Below are 20,994 nucleotides of genomic sequence, written 5' to 3'. Positions count from 1 at the left end.
GCGCGGGGGGGGGGGGGCCGGCCCGGCCCCCCCCGGCGGGACGGCCCCGCCCTCCCCGGCCGGCAGCCCGGCCGGGCCCGGCGCCGGGCCGGTGGTCGGCGGACGCCCTCGTCAGGCCCCCGGAGCGGTATTGAGGAAGTCCTCGATCAGCGGGGCGATCCGGGGGAGATGGGTCTCCAGGGCGAAGTGGCCCGCGCCCTCGAAGACGTGGACGTCCGCGTGCGGGGCGTCGCGGAGGTATGCCTTGGCGCCCGCCGGGGTGAAGAAGGGGTCGCCCGCGCCCCAGACGACCAGGACCGGGATCCGGGCGGCGCGCAGCCATGCCTGCCAGGCGGGGTAGTGAGCGAAGTTCGAGGCGTAGTCGAAGGCGAGGTCGGCCTGGGCGTCGGCGCGGCCCGGCAGGCCGAGGTGGCGCACGTCGAGGGTCCAGCTGTCGGGGGAGAGCAGGCCGGTGTCGGCGACGCCGGTCTCGTACTGGAAGCGGGTGCCCTCCGGCGTGAAGAGCCCGCGGACGCGCTCCTCGTTGCCGGGGACCTCGCGCCGGAGCCCGGCGAACTCGCGGGCCGCGTCCGAGAGGCCCTCCTCGTAGGCGTTGCCGTTCTGGACGATCAGGCCGGTCACGCGCTCCGGGCGGCGCGCGGCGAGCCGCAGTCCGATCGGGGCGCCGAAGTCGAAGACGTACAGGACGAAGCGGTCCAGTCCGAGGGCGTCGGTGAAGCCCTCCAGGATGTCGGCGAGCCGGTCGAAGGTGTACGTGAATCCGGCCGGGGCTTCGGTGCGGCCGAAGCCGGGGTGGTCTGGGGCGATCAGGCGGTACGGGGTGTCGCCGAGGGCGTCCATCAGGCGGGCGAACTGGTGCGAGGCGGTGGGGAATCCGTGCAGGAGCAGCAGGACGGGTCCGTCGGCTGGGCCGCTCTCGCGGTAGGCGACGCGCACTCCGTCCACGTCGACCGTGCGGTGCCGGACGGTGGGGATGGTGCGGCGAGCGGTCATCACATGCCTCCTGGGCCCTTGGTTCCATTAGTCTTGCCGGTGATCGCTAATGGGTCAAGGGACTGCAGTAGCATTAGCCGGGTGACAGTGACCTTTCCGCTCACCGGTGAGCCCCTCGCGCTGGACCTCCTCAACACCGAGTCCGCCGCGGGCGACCTCGTCGCCGACGCGGCCGGGCTCGCGGACTGGCTGGCCGTGCAGGCCGGGCGGCTGACCCCGCTCGGCGCGGTGGGCGCGGCCGAGGTGGCCGCCGTGGTGGCCGTACGGGAGGCCGCGCGCCCGGCGGTCGAAGCCGTGCGGCGCGGTGAGCGGCCTCCGGCCGGGTCGCTGCGCGCGCTGAACGGGTTCCTGGCCGCGGCGCCGTCGCACCGCGTGCTGTCCTGGACCGAGGAGGGCGGGACGGTCGCCGATGCGCACCGGTCGGCCGACCCGGCCCGGCGGCTCGCGGCGGAGCTGGCCGAGGCGGCCGCGGAGCTCCTGACGGACCCCCGGGTGCCGCAGGTGCGCGAGTGCGAGGCCCACGACTGCGTGCTGCTCTTCCTGCCGGCGCACCCCCGGCGCCGCTGGTGCGTGGCGTCGGTCTGCGGCAACCGCGCCCGGGTGGCCCGCTATTACGCCCGCCACAGGGCCGACACGGCCGGGTAGGGCGGCCCGGCCGCGCGGTCAGCCTCCCGGCTGCTGCTGGGCCGGAACGGCCGGCTTCACCGGGGGCGCGTAGCGGTAGGGGTCGCTGCGCAGGCCCCGGGCCGTGACGACCACCGTGAACGGGGGCGCCGCCGGGGCCGTGAGCGTGGCGGTCAGGGCGCCCGTCAGGGGGTCGGCCAGGGCCGGGAGGGGGGTGTCGTCGACGGTCAGGAGGGTCGGGGGGCCCGCCGGGTCCTGGGTGAAGCCGCCGCCCTCGACCGTCAGCCGGTCGCCCTCCAGCGCCACGTGCGTGATCACCGGGTTGGCCCGGACGGCCATTTTGTTCACCAGGTACGCGCCGGCCGGGGCGCCCGTCAGGGCCCACATCTCGGCGGGCAGGCGCGGGAGTCCGGCGCCGACGTCCGCGAGGAAGAACAGCACCACGTAGAGCATGGTGACCGCGCTGAGCGCGACGTACTGGAGGTCCACCAGGTCGGTGCGCCCGCTGTCGTTCGCGATCAGCTCCCGCAGCGGCCGGCGGCCCGACGGCGTCGGCCTCGCGGCGGGCTTGGCCAGGTTGCCGTGCTCCACGCGCAGGCCGACGACCGTCTTGGCCGCGATCAGTGCCAGGTACGGGCCGCCGAGCAGGGGCAGGTAGACCGTCGTCAGGGTGGACAGCGGGCCGTCGGCGCCCCGGAAGTACGCGACCCCGCCGCCCGCGGTGAGCCCGTGGCCGAGGATCGCCAGCAGCAGCCAGAGCAGGATCACCGTCCAGGCGAGGGCGAGGGCCGTCGAGGTGGACAGGCGGCCGTCGCGGCCGGTGATGAAGCCCGGGTGGCGGCGCAGCCGCAGGCAGATCGGGCCGGCCAGTGCGGCCAGTAATGCGAGTGCGCAGAGTGTGGATGCCATGTCGTCCCCCCGGAAACGGTCCTGGCACGAGCGTTACTTACTGGCCCGGTCATGACAAGGCGACTTTCCGTGGCCCGCTATTCTCCGGGCGTTTCCGGCCGCTGCGGCAGTACGGGGAACCTGCGCGGCGCCACCAGCAGCAGAACCGCCAGCGCGGCCACGGCGGCCGCCGCCGCCCCGAGGAAGATGTGCTCCACGGCGGCGGACACCGCCGCGCGCAGATGGTCGGCGGCGGCGCCGGGGAGCAGCTCCGGCGCGTCCAGCGCCTTCGCCACGTCGTCCAGGTGCGCCGGGAGGCCGGGTACGGGGGCGTCCGCCAGGCGGGCGGCGATGGTGGCGTTGGCGACGGCGGCGAGCAGGGCGGCGCCCACGCTCTGGCCGACCTGCCGGCAGAACAGCACGGAGGCCGTCGTGGTCCCGCGCTCGGCCCAGCCCACGGTGGACTGGACCCCGACGATCAGCGGGAGCTGGAAGAGGCCGAGGGCGCCGCCCAGCAGCAGCATGATCAGTGCGGGCTGCCAGGGCCGGGCGGGCTGGGGCAGCAGGGTGAAGGAGTAGAGGATCACCGCGGCCAGCGCGATCCCGACGGCGGCGGTGTTCCGGAAGCCGATGCGCCGGTAGACGTGCTGGCTGCAGGCGGCGGTGACGGGCCAGCTCAGGGTCATCACCGACATCACCAGGCCCGCGCCGACGGGGCCGAGGCCGAGCACGGACTGCGCGTAGGTCGGCATGAACACCATGGGGGCGACCATCAGCAGGCCGAGCGCCGCCATGGCCAGGTTGACGGCGGCGATGGTGCGCCGACGCCACACCCAGCCGGGCAGGATCGGTTCCTCCGCCCGGCGTTCCACCCGGACCACGACCAGGGCCAGTACCGCGCTCGCCCCCAGCAGCCCGAGCGAGGGGGCGGACAGCCAGGGCCAGGCGACCCCGCCCTGGACGAGCGCGAAGAGCAGCAGGCCGCCGCAGGCGAAGACGCCCAGGGCCCCCGCCCAGTCGACCGGTCCCCGGCGGCCGGGAGACCGGACGGGCTCGGTCAGGTGACGGGCGATCATCCACAGGGCGAGCCCGGCCAGCGGCAGGTTGATCAGGAAGATCCAGCGCCAGTGCGCGTAGGAGGCGAGCAGCCCGCCGAGTGCGGGGCCGGCCACGGCCGAGGTGGCCCAGACGCTGGACATCCGGGCCTGGATCCGCGGCCGCTGCGCCAGCGGGTACAGGTCGGCGGCCAGGGTCTGGATCGTGCCCTGGAGGGCGCCGCCGCCCAGGCCCTGCACGATGCGGAAGGCGATGAGGGCGGCCATGTTCCAGGCGGAGGCGCACAGCAGCGAGCCGGCGAGGAAGAGGCAGATGCCGAAGAGCAGGACGGGCTTGCGGCCGAAGGTGTCGGACAGCTTGCCGTAGACGGGCAGGGTGACGGTCACCGCGAGCAGGTAGCCGGAGAAGAGCCAGGCGAAGACGGAGAAGCCGCCGAGGTCGCCCACGATCTGGGGGACGGCGGTGGCCACGATGGTGCTTTCCAGGGCGACGAGGGCCATGCCGAGCATCAGGGAGGCGACCACGGGCGCCGGAGGCCGGGCGGCCGGGTTGTGCGAGGGGGCGCCGCCGGTGGCGTTCCTGGCCGAAACACCTGCCCCGGGAGCATCGTCCGGGCGCCCCGCGGGTATGCCGTCCGGGCTCGCGCCCGTGCCTTCCGCCGCTGCCACCCAGATTCCTTCCCCCTGCACGTAACTGCGGGGAACACCATCTCACCGCCACGTGCCGGGCGGTATCCCCCAGGGCCGGTACGCCGAAGGGTGCAGATCCCCTAGGGGTCCCTCCGTACAACGGGCCAGGGGTCATTCCTCCCGGCGGAGGACGTGGGCAGGCCGGACGTCTCCTTGACTGGAACCTACGCACCAGGGGCCGGGGGGTGGGGTTAACCCCCGGGCGGATACGGCGATGGGCACCAGCGCGCCGTGCTTCCGCCCGGCGGAGACTTCATGACGGCGACGCAGCGCTCACGCGCACACAGGCGCACACCGACGCAGGCGCAGGCAGCGCACGCGGACGCACGCATTCGAAGAGGGAGAAAGACCGTGACAACGGCTATGACCGAAACCAGGCACGGGGGTACTGGAGGGCATGCAGCCGTCGCGGCCCGGGCGCGGAACGTCGTCAAGGCGTACGGCTCCGGGGAGACGCGCGTCGTCGCCCTCGACGACGTGGACGTGGACATCATGAGCGGCCAGTTCACGGCGATCATGGGTCCCTCCGGCTCCGGCAAGTCCACGCTGATGCACTGCCTCGCCGGTCTCGACACGGTGACCAGCGGGCAGATCCACCTGGACGACACCGAGATCACCGGGCTGAAGGACAAGAAGCTCACGCAGCTGCGCCGGGACCGGATCGGCTTCATCTTCCAGGCGTTCAACCTGCTGCCCACGCTCAACGCCCTGGAGAACATCACGCTCCCCATGGACATCGCGGGCCGCAAGCCCGACGCGGAGTGGCTGAACCGGGTCGTGGAGACCGTGGGCCTCGCGGGCCGCCTCAAGCACCGCCCGACCGAGCTCTCCGGCGGCCAGCAGCAGCGCGTGGCGGTCGCCCGCGCCCTCGCCGCCCGCCCGCAGATCATCTTCGGGGACGAGCCGACCGGAAACCTGGACTCCAGGGCGGGCGCCGAGGTCCTCGGCTTCCTGCGCCGCTCGGTGGACGAGCTCGGCCAGACGATTGTCATGGTCACGCACGACCCGGTGGCCGCCTCCTACGCGGACCGCGTCATCTTCCTGGCCGACGGCCGGATCGTCGACGAGATGTACGGGCCCACCGCCGACCAGGTCCTGGACCGCATGAAGGACTTCGACGCGCGCGGGCGGACCTCATGAGCAACACCGTCCTGAAGACCTCGCGGCGCAACTTCGTCGCCCACAAGGGGCGGATGGCGCTCTCCGCCGTCGCGGTCATGCTCTCCGTCGCCTTCGTCTGCGGCACCCTGGTGTTCACCGACACCATGAACACCACCTTCGACAAGCTGTTCGCCGTCACCAACTCCGATGTGACCGTCAGCCCGAAGGAGGTCAAGGAGGGGGAGGAGACCCCGGACCGCGGCCGGCCCGAGACGCTGTCGGGCGAGGCCGTCGAGCAGGTCCGCAAGGCCGAGGGCGTCAAGAGCGCCGAGGGCGGCGTCGTGTCGATGTCCGTCACGGTGGTCAACTCCAAGAACGAGAACATGGGCTCGACCACCGGCGCCCCGACCATCGCGGGCAACTGGAACGACAACGAGCTCAAGTCCATGAAGATCACCTCGGGCAACGCGCCGCGCGGCCCGACCGAGGTGATGGTCGACGCCGACACCGCCGAGAAGCACCACCTCAGGCTTGGTGACGAGCTGCGCACCATCGCCGTCACCGGCGACATCCGCGCCAGGATCACCGGTATCGCCGCCTTCACCGTGACCAACCCGGGCGCGGCCATCGTCTACTTCGACACGGCCACCGCACAGCAGTCGCTGCTCGGCTCCCCCGGCGCCTTCACGCACGTCAACGTCACCGCCAAGGACGGGGTGAGCGACGAGCAGCTCAAGCAGAACGTCGCGCAGGCCGTCGGCGCGGACACGTACAAGCTGCAGACCGCCAAGGAGGCCGCGGACGCCAACCGCAAGGACGTCGGCTCCTTCCTCGACGTCATGAAGTACGTGATGCTCGGCTTCGCCGGGATCGCCTTCCTCGTCGGCATCTTCCTGATCTTCAACACCTTCTCGATGCTGGTGGCCCAGCGCACCCGCGAGATCGGCCTGATGCGCGCCATCGGCGCGGACAGCGGTCAGGTGCTGAAGTCCGTGGTCCTGGAGGCATTCCTGCTCGGGATCGTCGGCTCGGTCCTGGGCGTCGGCGCCGGTGTGGGCCTGGCGATCGGCCTGATGGAGCTCATGGGCTCCATGGGCATGCACCTGTCCACCGACGACCTGACGATCGCCTGGACCACCCCGGCCATCGGGCTCTTCCTCGGCATCAAGGTCACCGTCATCTCCGCCTTCATCCCGGCCCGCCGGGCCGGCAAGGTCTCTCCGATGGCCGCGCTGCGCGAGTCCGGCACCCCGGGCGACAAGAAGGCCGGCGTCCTCCGCGCCGTCCTCGGCCTGGTCCTCACCGGCATCGGCGGCGCGGGCCTCTTCCTCGCCGCGGCCGCCGAGAAGGCCGGGCCCGGATCGCTCTGGCTGGGCCTCGGGGTCGTCTTCACCCTCATCGGCTTCATCGTGATCGGCCCGCTGCTCGCCGCGGGTGTGGTGCGGGTGCTCGCCGGCGTGGTGCTGCGGCCCTTCGGGTCCGTGGGCCGCCTCGCCGAGCGCAACGCCCTGCGCAACCCGCGCCGCACCGGCGCCACCGCCGCCGCGCTGATGATCGGCCTCGCCCTGGTCGCCTGTCTGTCGGTGGTCGGCTCCTCGATGGTGGCCTCCGCGACGGAGGAGCTCGACAAGTCGGTCGGCGCGGACTACATCGTCAGCTCCGAGACCGGCCAGCCCGTCCTGCCGCAGGCCGAGCAGGCACTGCACGCCACCCGGGGCCTCGACCACATCACCGCCTACCGCCAGGTCCCGGTCAAGCTGACTGCTCCCGACGGCACCACCGAGGAAACGGGCCTCGGCGCGACCGACCCGACGTACGCCAAGGACATCCGGCGCAAGATGGTCGCCGGCGAGCACGCCGCGGCGTACGGCAGCGGCTCCATGTCGGTCGGCTCCGCCTATGCCACCCAGCACGGCGTCAAGGTCGGCGACGAGCTGACGGTCGCCTTCACCGGCGGCAGCACCGTCAAGCTGAAGGTCGCCGCGATCACCAGCGACGACGGCAACCTCGACAAGGGCATGAAGTACATCAGCACCGAGACCGCGCGGGCGAACGTCCCCGCCGACAGGATGCCGCTGCCCTTCATGCTGCTGGCCACCGCGCAGGACGGGCAGTCCGAGGCGGCCGTGTACCAGTCGGTGAAGACGGCGATGGCGCAGTACCCGCAGTACGTGGTGCGCAACCAGACCGACTACAAGCAGGCCCTGAAGGACCAGGTCGGCCAGCTCCTGAACATGGTCTACGGGCTCCTCGGCCTCGCGATCATCGTCGCGGTCCTGGGCGTGGTGAACACCCTGGCCCTGTCGGTGGTCGAGCGGACCCGCGAGATCGGCCTGATGCGCGCCATCGGCCTCTCCCGCCGCCAGCTGCGCCGCATGATCCGCCTGGAGTCGGTGGTCATCGCCCTCTTCGGCGCCCTGCTCGGCCTCGGGCTGGGCATGGGCTGGGGCATCGGCGCGCAGCAGCTGCTGGCGCTCCAGGGCCTGAAGGTGCTGGAGATCCCGTGGCCGACGATCCTCGGGGTGTTCGCCGCCTCGGCCTTCGTGGGCCTGTTCGCCGCACTGGTCCCGGCCTTCCGGGCAGGGCGGATGAACGTTCTGAACGCGATCGCGAGCGAGTAACCGCTCACGTTCGGTCGGGGGAGATGCCGGTCCGGGACCTCACGGTTCCGGACCGGCGTCGTGTCCGGGGGCGGTCCGCCGCTCCACCGGCCACCGCTCCGCCGCTCCACCGGCCACCGGTCCACCGCCCGCCGGTTCACCCCCGCTGCATCAGGACGATGCCGTGCGCCTCACCCACCAGGGTGAACTGCTCGTCGGGGTGGAGCTGGCGGGCGTAGCCGGTCGGGTCCTCGCCGGCCCACTTCGAGGAGTTGTCGATCGTGATCCAGTCGGGGACCACGCCCTTGCTGCCGCCGATCCACAGCACGCGGCAGCGGGAGGTCAGCCGGGTGAGCGGGGTGGTGTCGGCCTCCACGGTCGCCCCGTCGGGGATCCGGTCCAGGAGCCGCTCGATCGCGCGGACGCGCTCGGGCTTCTCGTACGTACGGGCCTCGATCAGCTTGGCCGTCGGCATCGCGGTCGCGCTCAGGGCCAGCGCGGCGGCGAGCACGGCGGCCGGCATCTGCAGGGCGTACGAGCGCAGCCGGGGCCGCTCGCTGCGCCGCAGGGTGTCGATGGCGTCGACGAGCGCGAGGGCCACGACGGGCATCAGGACGGCGCTGTAGTGCCAGTCGGTGGACCAGTAGTGGTCGTCGCCGGACAGGAACCGCCAGCCGAGGGTGGGCGCGGCGACCAGGAGCAGCGGCGAGCGCAGCGCGAGCAGCCCGGAGGTGGGGAGCAGTACCCACGCCAGGGTGGTGAGCTTGGTGCCGAGCCCGCCGAGCGGACCGGCGCCGTCGATCTTGTCCCAGTAGCCGTAGCCCGCGGTGGCGAAGGCCGGTATGAAGACCGTGAACACCAAGGCGGCGAAGACGCAGGCCGCGCCGGCCAGGGCGAGCGCGGTCACGGCGATCCGCCGGTCGGTGGTCCGGGCCCGCCAGGCGACCACCACCGCCAGGGCGGCGAGCGTGAAGCCGAGGTCCTCCTTGACGAGGACCAGCGGCAGCCCCCACAGCAGGGCGGCCCGCCAGCGCCGGGCCAGGACCGCCTCCAGGGAGAAGGCCAGCAGCGGCACGGCGAAGGCGATCTCGTGGAAGTCGAACTCCACGGCCCGCTGGATGCCCCAGGACAGCCCGTAGGCGATGCCGACGGCGATCCCGCGGGCCTGGCCGAGGAGCCGCACGGCCGCCCGGGTGACGGGCACGGCGGAGACCGCGAACAGTGCGGCCTGTACGACCAGCAGGGTGACGGGCCCGGGGAAGACCCGGTAGACGGGGGCGACGAGCGCGATGATCGGGCTGAAGTGGTCGCCGAGGATGTTGGCCCCGGGCCCCTTCAGATCGACGACGGGCTCCTGCAGGTGCGCGTACGCGCGGATCGCCTGCTCGAAGATCCCCAGGTCCCAGGAGGCCCAGTCCATCCGCCGGAAACGGCCGACGGACAGGACGAGGTGGACGAGGAACAGGCCGGCGGCCACCAGCCACGGCCCCGCCCACCGGGTCCGGCCCGCTTCCGCGGGTGCCGGTGCCACCGGCGCCTGGCGGGCTATGGCGTCGCTCGTCACGTACTCGTGCTCCTCGGCCGGTAGTCGTCTCCCCGGCGGAAGAGACGCGGCGAGCTCGGACAGTCAGAACAACAACATCGTAAAGCGGCGCGGGGGGCGTCGTCGTAGGGTGGGAACCCCCGGCCCGTGCGACGTGTCGGGTCCTTCGCGTTGCCCGCTCCGCAGTTCCAGACCTTCGCACCCCCAGACCTTCACCGGACGGAAAGCCTCTTCATGAGCCTGCACGGACTGCTCGACGCCGTCACCCGTGACGCCGCCCTCACCGAGGCGGTCACCGCGGCCGGGGACGGCAAGCGCATGCACGTGGACCTGGTCGGCCCCGCCGCCGCGCGGCCCTTCGCGATCGCCGCGCTGGCCCGCCGCACGGGGCGGACCGTGCTGGCCGTCACCGCCACCGGGCGCGAGGCCGAGGACCTGGCCGCCGCGCTGCGCTCGCTGCTGCCGCCCGACGAAGTGGTGGACTACCCGTCCTGGGAGACGCTGCCGCACGAGCGGCTCAGCCCGCGCAGCGACACCATGGGCCGCCGGCTCGCCGTACTGCGCCGACTGGTGCACCCGAGCAAGGACGATCCGGCCGCGGGACCGGTGAGCGTACTCGTCGCACCCATCCGGTCCGTGCTCCAGCCGCAGGTCAAGGGGCTCGGCGAGCTGGTCCCGGTCAGCCTGCGGCAGGGCGGCGGCGCGGACCTCGGCGAGATCACCGAGGCGCTGGCCGCCGCCGCGTACGCACGGGTGGAGCTCGTCGAGAAGCGCGGGGAGTTCGCCGTGCGCGGCGGCATCCTCGACGTGTTCCCGCCCACCGAGGAACACCCGCTGCGCATCGAGTTCTGGGGCGACGAGGTCGAGGAGATCCGCTACTTCAAGGTCGCCGACCAGCGCTCCCTGGAGATCGCCGAGCACGGGCTGTGGGCCCCGCCCTGCCGCGAGCTGCTGCTGACCGACGAGGTGCGGGAGCGGGCCGCGGCCCTCGCCGAGGCCCACCCCGAGCTCGGCGAGCTGCTGCACAAGATCGCCGAGGGGATCGCCGTCGAGGGCATGGAGTCCCTCGCCCCGGTCCTCGTCGACGAGATGGAACTGCTGATCGACGTCCTGCCCGCCGGGTCGATGGCCGTGGTCTGCGACCCGGAGCGGGTCCGCACCCGGGCCGCCGACCTCGTGGCGACGAGCCAGGAGTTCCTGATGGCCTCCTGGGCGGCCACCGCGGGCGGCGGCGAGGCCCCCATCGACGTGGGCGCGGCCTCGCTCCGCGGCATCGCCGACGTCCGCGACCGGGCCCGCGAGCTGGACATGATGTGGTGGTCGGTGTCGCCCTTCGCCGCCGACGAGACCGTGGGCGGCGACACGCTCAAGCTCGGCATGCACGCCCCGGAGGCCTACCGCGGCGACACCGCCCGGGCGCTGGCCGACACCAAGGGCTGGATCGCCGACGGCTGGCACACCGTCTTCCTCACCGAGGGCCACGGCCCGGCCGCCCGTACGGTCGAGGTGCTCGGCGGCGAGGGCATCGCGGCCAGGCTGGAGCCGGAACTGGGCGCCCTGGAGCCGAGCCTGGTCCACGTGGCCTGCGGCTCGATCGACAACGGCTTCGTCGACCCGGTGCTGCGCCTGGCCGTCCTCACCGAGACCGACCTGACGGGCCAGCGCACCGCCACCAAGGACCTCGGCCGGATGCCGACCCGGCGCCGCAAGACGATCGACCCGCTGACCCTGGAGGCCGGCGACTACATCGTGCACGAGCAGCACGGCGTGGGCCGCTACGTCGAGATGGTCCAGCGGACGGTGCAGGGCGCCACCCGCGAATACCTGCTGGTGGAGTACGCGCCGGCCAAGCGCGGGCAGCCCGGCGACCGGCTGTACATCCCCACCGACCAGCTGGAGCAGGTCACCAAGTACGTCGGCGGCGAGGCCCCGACCCTGCACCGGCTCGGCGGCGCCGACTGGACCAAGACCAAGGCGCGCGCGAAGAAGGCGGTCAAGGAGATCGCCGCCGACCTCATCAAGCTCTACAGCGCGCGCATGGCGGCACCCGGCCACACCTTCGGCCCGGACACCCCCTGGCAGCGCGAGCTGGAGGACGCCTTCCCGTATGCGGAGACGCCCGACCAGCTCACGACCATCGCCGAGGTCAAGGAGGACATGGAGAAGTCGGTCCCGATGGACCGGCTGATCTGCGGCGACGTCGGCTACGGCAAGACCGAGATCGCTGTGAGAGCCGCCTTCAAGGCGGTCCAGGACGGGAAGCAGGTCGCCGTCCTCGTCCCGACGACCCTCCTCGTGCAGCAGCACTTCGGCACCTTCTCCGAGCGCTACAGCCAGTTCCCCGTCAAGGTGAAGGCGCTCTCGCGCTTCCAGAGCGAGAGCGAGTCCAAGGCCACCCTGGAGGGTCTGGCGGAGGGCTCGGTGGACGTGGTCATCGGCACGCACCGGCTGTTCTCGCAGGAGACGAAGTTCAAGGACCTCGGCCTGGTCATCGTCGACGAGGAGCAGCGGTTCGGCGTGGAGCACAAGGAGCAGCTGAAGAAGCTCCGCGCCAACGTCGACGTGCTGACCATGTCCGCGACCCCGATCCCGCGCACCCTGGAGATGGCGGTGACCGGCATCCGCGAGATGTCGACGATCACCACCCCGCCGGAGGAGCGGCACCCGGTGCTCACCTTCGTCGGGCCCTACGAGGAGAAGCAGATCGGCGCGGCCGTCCGCCGCGAGCTGCTGCGCGAGGGCCAGTGCTTCTACATCCACAACCGGGTCGAGTCCATCGACCGGGCGGCGGCCAGGCTGCGCGAGATCGTGCCCGAGGCGCGGATCGCCACGGCCCACGGCCAGATGTCGGAGCAGGCGCTGGAGCAGGTCGTCGTCGACTTCTGGGAGAAGAAGTTCGACGTGCTGGTGTCGACGACGATCGTCGAGTCGGGCATCGACATCTCCAACGCCAACACCCTGATCGTGGAGCGCGGCGACAACTTCGGCCTGAGCCAGCTGCACCAGCTGCGCGGCCGGGTCGGCCGTGGCCGCGAGCGCGGGTACGCGTACTTCCTGTACCCGCCGGAGAAGCCGCTGACCGAGACCGCGCACGAGCGGCTCGCGACGATCGCCCAGCACACCGAGATGGGCGCGGGCATGTACGTGGCGATGAAGGACCTGGAGATCCGCGGCGCGGGCAATCTGCTCGGCGGCGAGCAGTCCGGTCACATCGCGGGCGTCGGCTTCGACCTCTACATCCGCATGGTCGGCGAGGCGGTGGCCGACTACCGGGCCGCGGTCGAGGGCGGGGTGGAGGAGGAGCCGCCGCTGGAGGTCAAGATCGAGCTTCCGGTCGACGCGCACGTCCCGCACGACTACGCGCCCGGCGAGCGGCTGCGCCTGCAGGCGTACCGGTCCATCGCCTCCGCCAACTCCGAGGCCGACATCAAGGCCGTGCGGGAGGAGCTCACCGACCGCTACGGCAAGCTGCCGGAGCCGGTGGAGAACCTGCTGCTGGTGGCCGGGCTGCGGATGCTCGCGCGGGCCTGCGGGGTCGCCGACATCACCCTGCAGGGCAACAACGTCCGGTTCGGGCCGGTGGAGCTGCGCGAGTCGCAGGAGCTGCGGCTCAAGCGGCTCTACCCGGGGTCGGTGCTCAAGCCGGCCACCTCGCAGGTGCTGATCCCGCGCCCGAAGGCGGGCAAGATCGGCGGCAAGCCGGTGGTCGGGCGGGAACTGCTCGCCTGGACCGGGGAGTTCCTCACCACCATCCTCGGCTCGTAGCGGCTGCGGCTTCGGCCACCGTGCGAACGGCCGCGGCCGGGGACCTTTCCGGTCCCCGGCCGCGGCCGTTCGCGCACCCGTGCGTCAGTTCGGCGCGTCCGCGTCGATGACGTCCTTGTCGTCCGGGGCCTCGGCGCGGACCGGCTCGTCGATGCCGGTGAAGCTGACCTCACCCGGCTCCTTGCCGGTGACGGTCGCCCTGAGCAGGTAGGGCTCGCCCTCGGTGGCGACCAGCAGGGTCTCGGTGCCCTCGGCGGTCTTCGTGGTCAGGGTGAGGGCCTTCTCGCCGTCGACCGCGGTGACCTCGCCCTTCTCCGCGCCCCTGTTCTCCTCGAACTCCTCGAGCAGCTCGTTCATGTCGCACAGGGCGGACAGTTCCTTCGCGTCCTCGCCCGAGGCCTTCGACTTCAGCCAGTGGCCCGCCATCCGCGCGACCGCCTCGTCCGCCTGCTCCTCGGGCAGGTCCTTCGTCTGGGAGCGGTAGAAGGACTCGTCGGCCTTGATGAACACGAACGCGGAGTTGCGGATCAGCTCGAAGGAGCCTTCCCGGCCGGCGACCGTGCCCCTGCAGTCGCCTGTCCTGCTCACCGCCATGTTCAGCTGCAGCGGCTTGCCCTCCTCCCACAGCTTGCCGCTGACGGTGAGCGAGGAGGCTCCGCGCAGGGCTTCCACGGACCGGTCCGCCACCTCGGAGCCGGACAGGTCCGCGAACGGGCCGGACGCGAAGCACCCGCTGAGGCCGAGGGCGGCGGCGCAGGTGAGGGCGGCGGTGGCGGTCGAGCGGTGAGCGGTACGCATGGGGACTCTCTGCGACAGGGAAAAGGGGGAGTAAAAGAAGCCTAAAGGAGAACCGGAAGATCAGATTCCGAATAGATGGATCGCAGCCGACGCCGCAACCGCCCCCCGCTCCCCCCGGCCCCACCGCGCCCCGACCCGGCCGACAGCCGTGCTGCGACCCTGCAACGGTTGCGTGCATCCCCTCACCCATGGCCGGGAACGCTGTATACCCTCAGACCCGAAACTTCTTCCGCACGGCCCGTCAGGAGCAGCGATGCACGGCCCCGGCCTTCCGCCGCAGCACGGCCCCCAGTCCAATTCCGGGGGTGTGGTGGCATTGCGCGTGGTGTTCATGCTGCTGCCGATCCTCAGCTGCGGCTTCCTCGCCTGGGGGGCGATGCTGCGCCTCGCCCTGGTCACCCGTAAGTCCCGTGACTGGACGCTGATGGTGGCCAGCGGCGTGCTCGCCGTCGTGTGGATGACGCTCATCCAGATCGACCCCACGCCCGACGTCAACGGCTGGCAGGGCAACCTGGGGGCCGGCGGATCGATCTTCACCGGATTCGCGATCTGCGTGTACTTCCTCGTCGCCGACATCAAGCACCACGAGGCCCTGCGGACGGCGCCGACCGCGCAGTGGTACCCGGGGCAGTCCGCTCCGTACACCCACCCGCAGTCCTCCGGGCCCGCCTACGGCTACCCGCAGGCCACGGCCCCCACCCAGATCTCCGGCCGGACGCCGGCCGTTCCGCAGGTGCCGCCGCAGCCGACCCCGCCGCCGCGCCTCGGGCAGGTCCGCGCCGAACTCGACGAGCTCAGTGAGCTGCTGCGCAAGCAGACCCCGCCGCCGGGCAGTTCCCACCAGGACCCGAACCAGACGCCCTTCCGGGACCCGCAGCAGTGACCGACCGCCTCATCGGAGACCGCTACCGGCTGGCGAGCATCCTCGGACAGGGCGGCATGGGCCAGGTCTGGACGGCGTACGACCAGCGCCTGGACCGGCGGGTCGCCGTCAAACTGCTGCGCCCCGACAAGGTCGCCGGCCCCGGCACGGTCGCCGAGGAGCTGCGCCGCCGCTTCGTGCGCGAATGCCGGGTCACCGCGCAGGTGGACCACCCGGGCCTGGTCACCGTGCACGACGCGGGCAGCGACGGCGACGAGCTGTTCCTCGTCATGGGTTACGTCGAGGGCTCCGACCTCGCCGACCACCTCGCCGCCCACAGCCCCTACCCGTGGCAGTGGGCGGTCGCGGTCGTCGCGCAGCTGTGCTCGGTGCTGTCCGCCGTGCACGCGGTGCCGATCGTCCACCGCGACCTGAAACCGCGCAATGTGATGGTCCGCCCGGACGGCACCGTGCTCGTGCTCGACCTCGGTGTGGCCTCGGTGATGGACACCGACACCACCCGCCTCACCAGCACCGGAACGCCGATCGGCAGCCCCGCGTACATGGCGCCCGAGCAGGCGATAAGCGGCGCGGTGGGCCCGTACACCGACCTGTACGCGCTCGGCGTGCTGCTCTACGAACTGCTCAGCGGCAACGTCCCTTTCGCGGGATCCACCGCCCTGGGCGTGCTCCACCGCCACCTGTACGAGGCCCCGCTGCCGCTCCGCGGACAGCGCCCGGAGATCCCGGCCGAGCTGGAGGCGCTGCTGATGCGCCTGCTCGCCAAGGACCCGCAGGACCGGCCCTCCTCCGCGCAGGAGGTCTACGAGGCGCTCGCCCCGCTGCTGCCCGCCCGCGACGGCCGCGCCGCGGTGAGCGCGCTCGACCCGACCCGGCCCTTCCTGCGGCCCCAGGCCCCCTGGCCGGACCGGGCCACGGCGATCCCGCCGCGGCCGAGCACCCCGCCGACGGGGATGGCCACGCCGACGGGCACTCCCGCCTCGACGCCGACGCGGACCCCCGTGCCGGCGCAGGCGCCGCCGAAGCCGGACGTCCCCGGCGCCGTGGACGAGGCCCGCAAGCTCCTGGACCAGGGGCGGCTCACCCAGGCCGTGGACATCCTCGGCGGGATCCTCCCGGCGGCGGCCGCCGAGCACGGGGAGCACTCGCCGGTGGTCCGCTCCCTGCGCAAGCAGTACGCCGCCACGCTCATGGACGACGGCCAGTACCGCCGCGCCCTGCCGGAACTGCGCCGCCTCGCCGACGAGTTCCCGGCCGGGGACCCCCAGTCCCTGCGCTTCCGCTACGACTCGGCGCAGTGCCTGGAGCAACTCGGCGAGCCGGCCGCCGCCCTGGCGGAGTACCGCTCGCTGCTCCCGTTCTTCGAGAACCACTACGCCAACCCGGACCCGGGCCTGCCGCTGGAGGTCCGCCGCCGGATCGCCCACCTGCTGCTCTCGCTCGGCGACCGGCAGGCGGCCCACGAGACCCTGGCCCGCCTGCTGTTCGACGCGGAACGGCTGCACGGCCCGGCGCATCCCTTCCCGGCCGAGGTCCGCCGCACCCTGCAGTGGCTGAGCCAGGTCCGCTGACGGACGGGCCGGACTGTACGGCCCGGCCCCGTCACGCCTGCCGGCGGCCGCCGCGGATCCTGCGGGCGGTGACCAGCAGGAGCACGAGGGCCACCGCCGCGACCGACAGCGCGGGGACCAGCCCCGGCGGCCGGAAGGAGCAGGCCACCCGCGTGGTCCCGGGCGAGAGGGGCACCGCGACCAGCCCCAGGTGGGCCGAGGCGGGGCGGTCGTTGCAGGTCCAGCCGGCGATCGCGGGGACGGAGAGGACCGCCGTGCCCGTGCTGCCCGCAGGCAGCTCGGCCCGGACTCCGGAGGAGCCGACCCGGACCGAGGTCGCCGCCGTGGCCCGCAGGCCGGCCACCGCCGCGTCGAGCCGCGCCCGGTCCAGGCAGGACAGGGCCCACCGCGGGGGCGCGGCCGCGTCGAAGACCAGTACGGAGGAGGCCCCGCGCGAGAGGCCCATCGGCTGCAGGGCCGCCCGGTTGCGGGGGGCGTTGCCGTTCAGCCGGAAGGCCGGGCCGTCCGCGAGGCGGGCCGTCGCGTTGTACTCCGGGGCCCACAGGTAGGCCTCGGTGCCCGCGCGGCAGACCCCGGGCGCGAGCGGGTCCTCGTACACCCGGGCGCCGAGCAGCGCCTCCTGGTTGGCGAAGGGGGAGTCGTCGGCGTAGGAGAGGGGTGCGCCCGGCGGGCGGGTCGTCACCAGTGGGGGCACCTGCGCGCGGCGGACCGTGCCGTCCGGCTGGAGGCGGGCGCCGACCGCGAAGACGGCGTCCGTCACGGGGTTGTCGATGCTCTGGACGTTGCGGCCGCGTGAGGTCCAGCCGGCGCCGAGGGCGACCATCGTGCGCGTGAACACGTCGGGGGTGTGGCTGCTGTAGTACGCGCCGCCCTCCCCGCCGAGCAGCAGCGGGTCGTTGCCGGACAGGGCGGGCCGGCTCGGGTCGGTGCGGTAGGCGGGCCAGCCCCCGGCCGCCGCGAGGGCCCCGGCGCGCGCGGTGTGCGCCGTCCCCCAGGACGGGTAGTCGTCCAGGCCGCCCAGCTTGCCCCTGTGCCCGTAGGCGGTGGTCGCGGCGGCCTGCGTCAGCAGGACCAGCGCCAGCAGCCCCGCGGCCGGCCGGGCGAGCCGGCGGTGGCGCAGTGCCCACCAGGCCGCGCCCGCCAGCGCCAGCCCGACGCCGAACAGCGCGTACCCCGGCGCCGTCACCAGCGTGCTGTCGTGCGCCCACAGCGCGGCGGCCGCCAGCAGGCCCGCGCCCGCCGCCAGCGCCGGCAGCCGCGGCAGGCCCGCGGCCAGCCCGGTCCAGGCGGCGATCACGGCGATCCCGGCCAGGACGAAGGTCTGCCGGTACGGGCTTCCGTTCGGGGTCGCGAAGAGGTGCCAGGCCAGGTGCGTCGGCGCCCACTGCAGGGAGAGGGCCACGGCCGCCGTCAGGCCCGTCCACCACAGCCGGGTGCGCGCCGGGACCGCCCGGTGGAAGGGCAGCGCGGCCACCAGCAGCAGGGTCCCGGTGCCCACGAAGACGGCGGGGGAGGAGAAGGAGTAGGTCCCCGGCAGCAGCCGGGCGAACAGGTCCGCCCAGGACACCGGCAGGAACTCCCTGACCCATCCCGGGTAGGCCTGCCCGGAGCTGAGGAAGAGGGGCAGGAGCACGGGCGCCGCGAGCGCGATGCCCAGCACGGTCGTCCCGGCCGCCCGCGCGATCACCGCGAGGCGGGCCCGGACGCCCTCCCGGGTGAGCACCACCCGTACCAGCAGCACCAGCGCCGCACCCAGCGTCGCCATGTAGGCGGTGTAGAAGTTCGCCGTCCAGCAGAGGGCGACGACCGGCGGCGCGAGCAGCATCCGCCGCCCGCGCAGGGCCCATTCACCGGTCAGGCACAGCAGGGGGAAGGCGATCAGCCCGTCCAGCCACATCGGGTTGTAGGAGGCCTCGATCACCGACCAGCCGCACAGCGCGTACGAGGCTCCGAGCAGCCCGGCCGCCCACCAGGGCCCGCGGCGCTGCGTGCGCAGCAGCCAGCACATCGCCGCCGCCGCGGCCGCCGTTTTCAGCACGGTGACGACGTACACCGCGAGGTCTATGTCCGCGCGCGGGAAGAGCCCGACGAGCAGGGCGAAGGGGCTGGTCAGGTAGGTGCCCAGGTCCGGGAGGAAGCTCATGCCGTATCCGGACCGCCAGTTGAACAGCAGCCCGCCCTCCGCCCGGCCGTGCAGGAGGTCCCACAAATGCGCATGGAAGGGGACGAACTGATTGCCGAGGTCGTTGATGCTGCGGTGGCGTGATCCGTACGGGAAGACGCGGGCGGCGGCGTCCCCCGCGCACACGGCGACCGCCGTGAGGAGGGCGGCGAGCGCCGAGCCGAGCAGACTCCGGCGGCGCGGTGAGGAGCGCGCCGGGGGGTGCGGTGAGCGGTGCGCCGAGGGGTGCGCCGAGGTGTGCGGCGAGCGGTGCGTTGTCGACATGGTGGGCCGACCTTGGCAGCGCCGGGTGACCGAGGGATGGCCTCAGGGTGGCCGGCGGCCGATCCGGCCGCCGCTCCGGGCGACGGGGTCCCCAGGATGGGTGACGGATGGCGCGGCGGGCACGCCGATGCCCGCCGACTCGCTTATGAACGGTGCGTGTTCAGTCCGCGCGCGAATCGTTGGTCGAACCGGTGGTCCGGATCACCGTGACCTCATAACATCGATCACCGCACGGCCCTTTGTGCACCGACGCACAATCTCCCGGCCCTGGAGGCTCCTTTGCACCGTCGCACAGCGCTCTCCGTCTCCGCCGCCCTGCTCGTGGCGGCGCCCTTGCTGTCCGCCTGCTCGGGCGAGGCCCGTGCCGGCACCGCGGCCGTCGTGGGCGGCGAACGGATCACCACGTCCGCCCTCCAGGCCCAGGTGAAGGACGTCCGCGCGGCGCAGAACCGTTCCGGGCAGGCCGCCGCCGAACTCATCGCGAGCACTCCCCACCTGGAGCGGCAGAAGCTCGACGCGATCCTCCAGAGCCGGATCATCGACAAGATGGCCGACACCGCCGGGCTCACGGCCACCCAGAAGGACGTCGAGGACGAGCGCAAGGCGTACGTCGACGAGAACGGCGGGAACGAGCAGTTCGAGACCCTGCTCCTGCAGAAGGGCGCCCTGGCCCCCGGTCAGGTCGACCGGTTCCTGCGGGACCGGGTGCTCCTCACCAAGCTGACCGCCAAGTACGGCGCCGGGAAGCTGGAGGAGCCCGCCCGGGCCGCCGTGCAGGCGCTGCACATCGAGGTCAACCCGCGCTACGGGGCCTGGGACGCCAAGGAGATCAAGCTCGGCGCCGGGGAGACGCCCTGGATCACCCAGCGGACCCTGCCCGATCAGGCTCCTGCCGGAGCCTGATCCTCCGGGGCCCCCGGGTCGGGGGCCGGTGGATCGGAGGTAGGTTCGGAGGGTGACCGAGCACTCCGAACCCACCGCCGCCGCTGCCGCGCCCACGGGCCGCATCGTCCTGCTGACCACCAGCCACCGGGTCGCCCCCGGCGTGCTGTCCTGGCCGGCGTGGCAGACTCTGCACGCCGCGGACCGGGTGCTGTGCGCCGACCCCGGTCACCCGCAGCTGCCGTATCTGCGGGAGGCCGGCATCGAGGTGGCGTTCGAGAGCCCGGACGCGCACGCGCTGGTCGAGGCATGCGAGGGCGGCCGTACGGTCGTGGTGCTCCCGGGCGGCGAGGGTGACCAGCGGCTCACCGACGGGCTGGCCCGGCTGGCCGGCTCGGGCCGGGTCTCCATGCCCGACCTGGAGCTCCTGCCCGGCTCGTACGACCTGCCGGGCGCGCGCCTGCTCGACCTGGTCCAGGTGATGGACCGGGTCCGGCGCGAGTGCCCGTGGACCTCCCGGCAGACCCACCGGGGCCTGGCCAAGTACGCCATCGAGGAGGCGTACGAGCTGGTCGAGGCCATCGAGGACGGGGACCGGGAGGAGCTGCGCGAGGAGCTCGGCGACGTGCTGCTGCAGGTGGTCTTCCACGCGCGGATCGCCGAGGAGCACGAGGACGCCGAGGATCCGGAGGGAGCCTTCTCCATCGACGACGTGGCCGGGGCCCTCGTGACGAAGCTCATCCACCGGCACCCGCACGTCTTCGGCGACGCGAAGGCCGAGACCCCGGAGGACGTCAGCGCGCACTGGCAGCGCACCAAGGCCGTGGAGAAGCGGCGGGAGTCGGTCACCGACGGGATTCCGGTGGGCCAGCCCGGCCTGGCGCTCGCGGCCAAGCTCGCGGGCCGGGCCCGCAGCGGCGGTGTGGACGTGGAGCTGCCCCGCGGCGAGGGCATCGGGTACGAGCTGCTGGCGCTCGCGGCGCGCGCCGAGGCGGCGGGGACCGACCCCGAGACCGCGCTGCGCGCGGCGGCCCGCGCCTACCGGGACGCGATTCGGGCGGCCGAGGGCGTCGCGGACCCGGCGCAGTAACCGCTCGCCGGCCCGGGCCGTGGGTTTTGGTTGTTTTGGGGGCGGCCCGATGCCGAATAAACGGG

The 20,994-nt window shown here is 73.1% G+C and carries 14 protein-coding genes; 8 read left to right on the top strand and 6 right to left on the bottom strand.

Annotated elements, in window-relative coordinates; all coding sequences use genetic code 11:
- Nucleotides 1-111: 111 nt before the first annotated feature.
- Nucleotides 112-993, bottom strand: coding sequence for an alpha/beta fold hydrolase (locus ACWGE1_RS30070; protein ID WP_453423610.1), 882 nt, complete (start codon nucleotides 991-993; stop codon nucleotides 112-114).
- 81 nt (nucleotides 994-1,074) lie between these two features.
- Here ACWGE1_RS30070 and ACWGE1_RS30065 point away from each other — a divergent pair, with 81 nt between their 5' ends.
- Complete coding sequence (locus tag ACWGE1_RS30065) at nucleotides 1,075-1,638, top strand: CGNR zinc finger domain-containing protein (RefSeq protein ID WP_453423609.1); 564 nt, start codon at nucleotides 1,075-1,077, stop codon at nucleotides 1,636-1,638.
- 18 nt (nucleotides 1,639-1,656) lie between these two features.
- Here ACWGE1_RS30065 and ACWGE1_RS30060 read toward each other — a convergent pair whose 3' ends face one another.
- Nucleotides 1,657-2,526, bottom strand: a complete 870-nt coding sequence (locus ACWGE1_RS30060; protein ID WP_453423608.1) for a hypothetical protein — start codon at nucleotides 2,524-2,526, stop codon at nucleotides 1,657-1,659.
- A 77-nt stretch (nucleotides 2,527-2,603) separates the two neighbouring features.
- On the bottom strand, nucleotides 2,604-4,229 hold the full coding sequence (locus ACWGE1_RS30055) for an MFS transporter (protein ID WP_453423607.1): 1,626 nt from the start codon (nucleotides 4,227-4,229) through the stop codon (nucleotides 2,604-2,606).
- Between the two features lie 384 nt (nucleotides 4,230-4,613).
- Here ACWGE1_RS30055 and ACWGE1_RS30050 point away from each other — a divergent pair, with 384 nt between their 5' ends.
- Both ACWGE1_RS30050 and ACWGE1_RS30045 read left to right on the top strand, forming a co-directional pair.
- Nucleotides 4,614-5,390 (top strand): ABC transporter ATP-binding protein, encoded by a 777-nt coding sequence (locus ACWGE1_RS30050; RefSeq protein ID WP_453423606.1) that lies wholly within the window; start codon nucleotides 4,614-4,616, stop codon nucleotides 5,388-5,390.
- Nucleotides 5,387-7,972 (top strand): ABC transporter permease, encoded by a 2,586-nt coding sequence (locus ACWGE1_RS30045; RefSeq protein WP_453423605.1) that lies wholly within the window; start codon nucleotides 5,387-5,389, stop codon nucleotides 7,970-7,972. Before ACWGE1_RS30050 ends, ACWGE1_RS30045 begins: the two co-directional genes overlap by 4 nt.
- A 136-nt stretch (nucleotides 7,973-8,108) precedes the next feature.
- Here ACWGE1_RS30045 and ACWGE1_RS30040 read toward each other — a convergent pair whose 3' ends face one another.
- Nucleotides 8,109-9,515 (bottom strand): DUF2079 domain-containing protein, encoded by a 1,407-nt coding sequence (locus tag ACWGE1_RS30040; RefSeq protein ID WP_453423604.1) that lies wholly within the window; start codon nucleotides 9,513-9,515, stop codon nucleotides 8,109-8,111.
- Nucleotides 9,516-9,728: 213 nt separating this feature from the next.
- On the opposite strand from ACWGE1_RS30040, the gene mfd reads away from it, so the two are divergent.
- On the top strand, nucleotides 9,729-13,259 hold the full coding sequence (gene mfd / locus ACWGE1_RS30035) for a transcription-repair coupling factor (RefSeq protein ID WP_453423603.1): 3,531 nt from the start codon (nucleotides 9,729-9,731) through the stop codon (nucleotides 13,257-13,259).
- A gap of 84 nt (nucleotides 13,260-13,343) precedes the next feature.
- On the opposite strand, the gene ACWGE1_RS30030 is transcribed toward mfd, so the two are convergent.
- On the bottom strand, nucleotides 13,344-14,057 hold the full coding sequence (locus tag ACWGE1_RS30030; RefSeq protein ID WP_453423602.1) for a hypothetical protein: 714 nt from the start codon (nucleotides 14,055-14,057) through the stop codon (nucleotides 13,344-13,346).
- A 253-nt stretch (nucleotides 14,058-14,310) separates the two neighbouring features.
- Between ACWGE1_RS30030 and ACWGE1_RS30025 the strand changes: the two genes are divergently transcribed.
- Nucleotides 14,311-14,940: a hypothetical protein gene (locus ACWGE1_RS30025; RefSeq protein ID WP_453423601.1), complete on the top strand. Its 630-nt coding sequence runs from the start codon at nucleotides 14,311-14,313 to the stop codon at nucleotides 14,938-14,940.
- Between the two features lie 56 nt (nucleotides 14,941-14,996).
- Nucleotides 14,997-16,511, top strand: a complete 1,515-nt coding sequence (locus ACWGE1_RS30020) for a protein kinase domain-containing protein (RefSeq protein ID WP_453423611.1) — start codon at nucleotides 14,997-14,999, stop codon at nucleotides 16,509-16,511.
- Between the two features lie 31 nt (nucleotides 16,512-16,542).
- Here the strand turns inward: ACWGE1_RS30020 and ACWGE1_RS30015 are convergent, their stop codons facing one another.
- On the bottom strand, nucleotides 16,543-18,957 hold the full coding sequence (locus ACWGE1_RS30015) for a YfhO family protein (protein ID WP_453423600.1): 2,415 nt from the start codon (nucleotides 18,955-18,957) through the stop codon (nucleotides 16,543-16,545).
- A gap of 279 nt (nucleotides 18,958-19,236) precedes the next feature.
- On the opposite strand from ACWGE1_RS30015, the gene ACWGE1_RS30010 reads away from it, so the two are divergent.
- Complete coding sequence (locus tag ACWGE1_RS30010) at nucleotides 19,237-19,860, top strand: SurA N-terminal domain-containing protein (protein WP_453423599.1); 624 nt, start codon at nucleotides 19,237-19,239, stop codon at nucleotides 19,858-19,860.
- A 52-nt stretch (nucleotides 19,861-19,912) separates the two neighbouring features.
- Nucleotides 19,913-20,929, top strand: coding sequence for a nucleoside triphosphate pyrophosphohydrolase (locus ACWGE1_RS30005; protein ID WP_453423598.1), 1,017 nt, complete (start codon nucleotides 19,913-19,915; stop codon nucleotides 20,927-20,929).
- Nucleotides 20,930-20,994: the final 65 nt, after the last annotated feature.

The organism is Streptomyces sp. NPDC054932 (genome assembly GCF_053610205.1).
The sequence above is the reverse complement of the archived record's forward strand: the minus strand, read 5'-3'. Positions and strand labels throughout refer to the sequence as shown.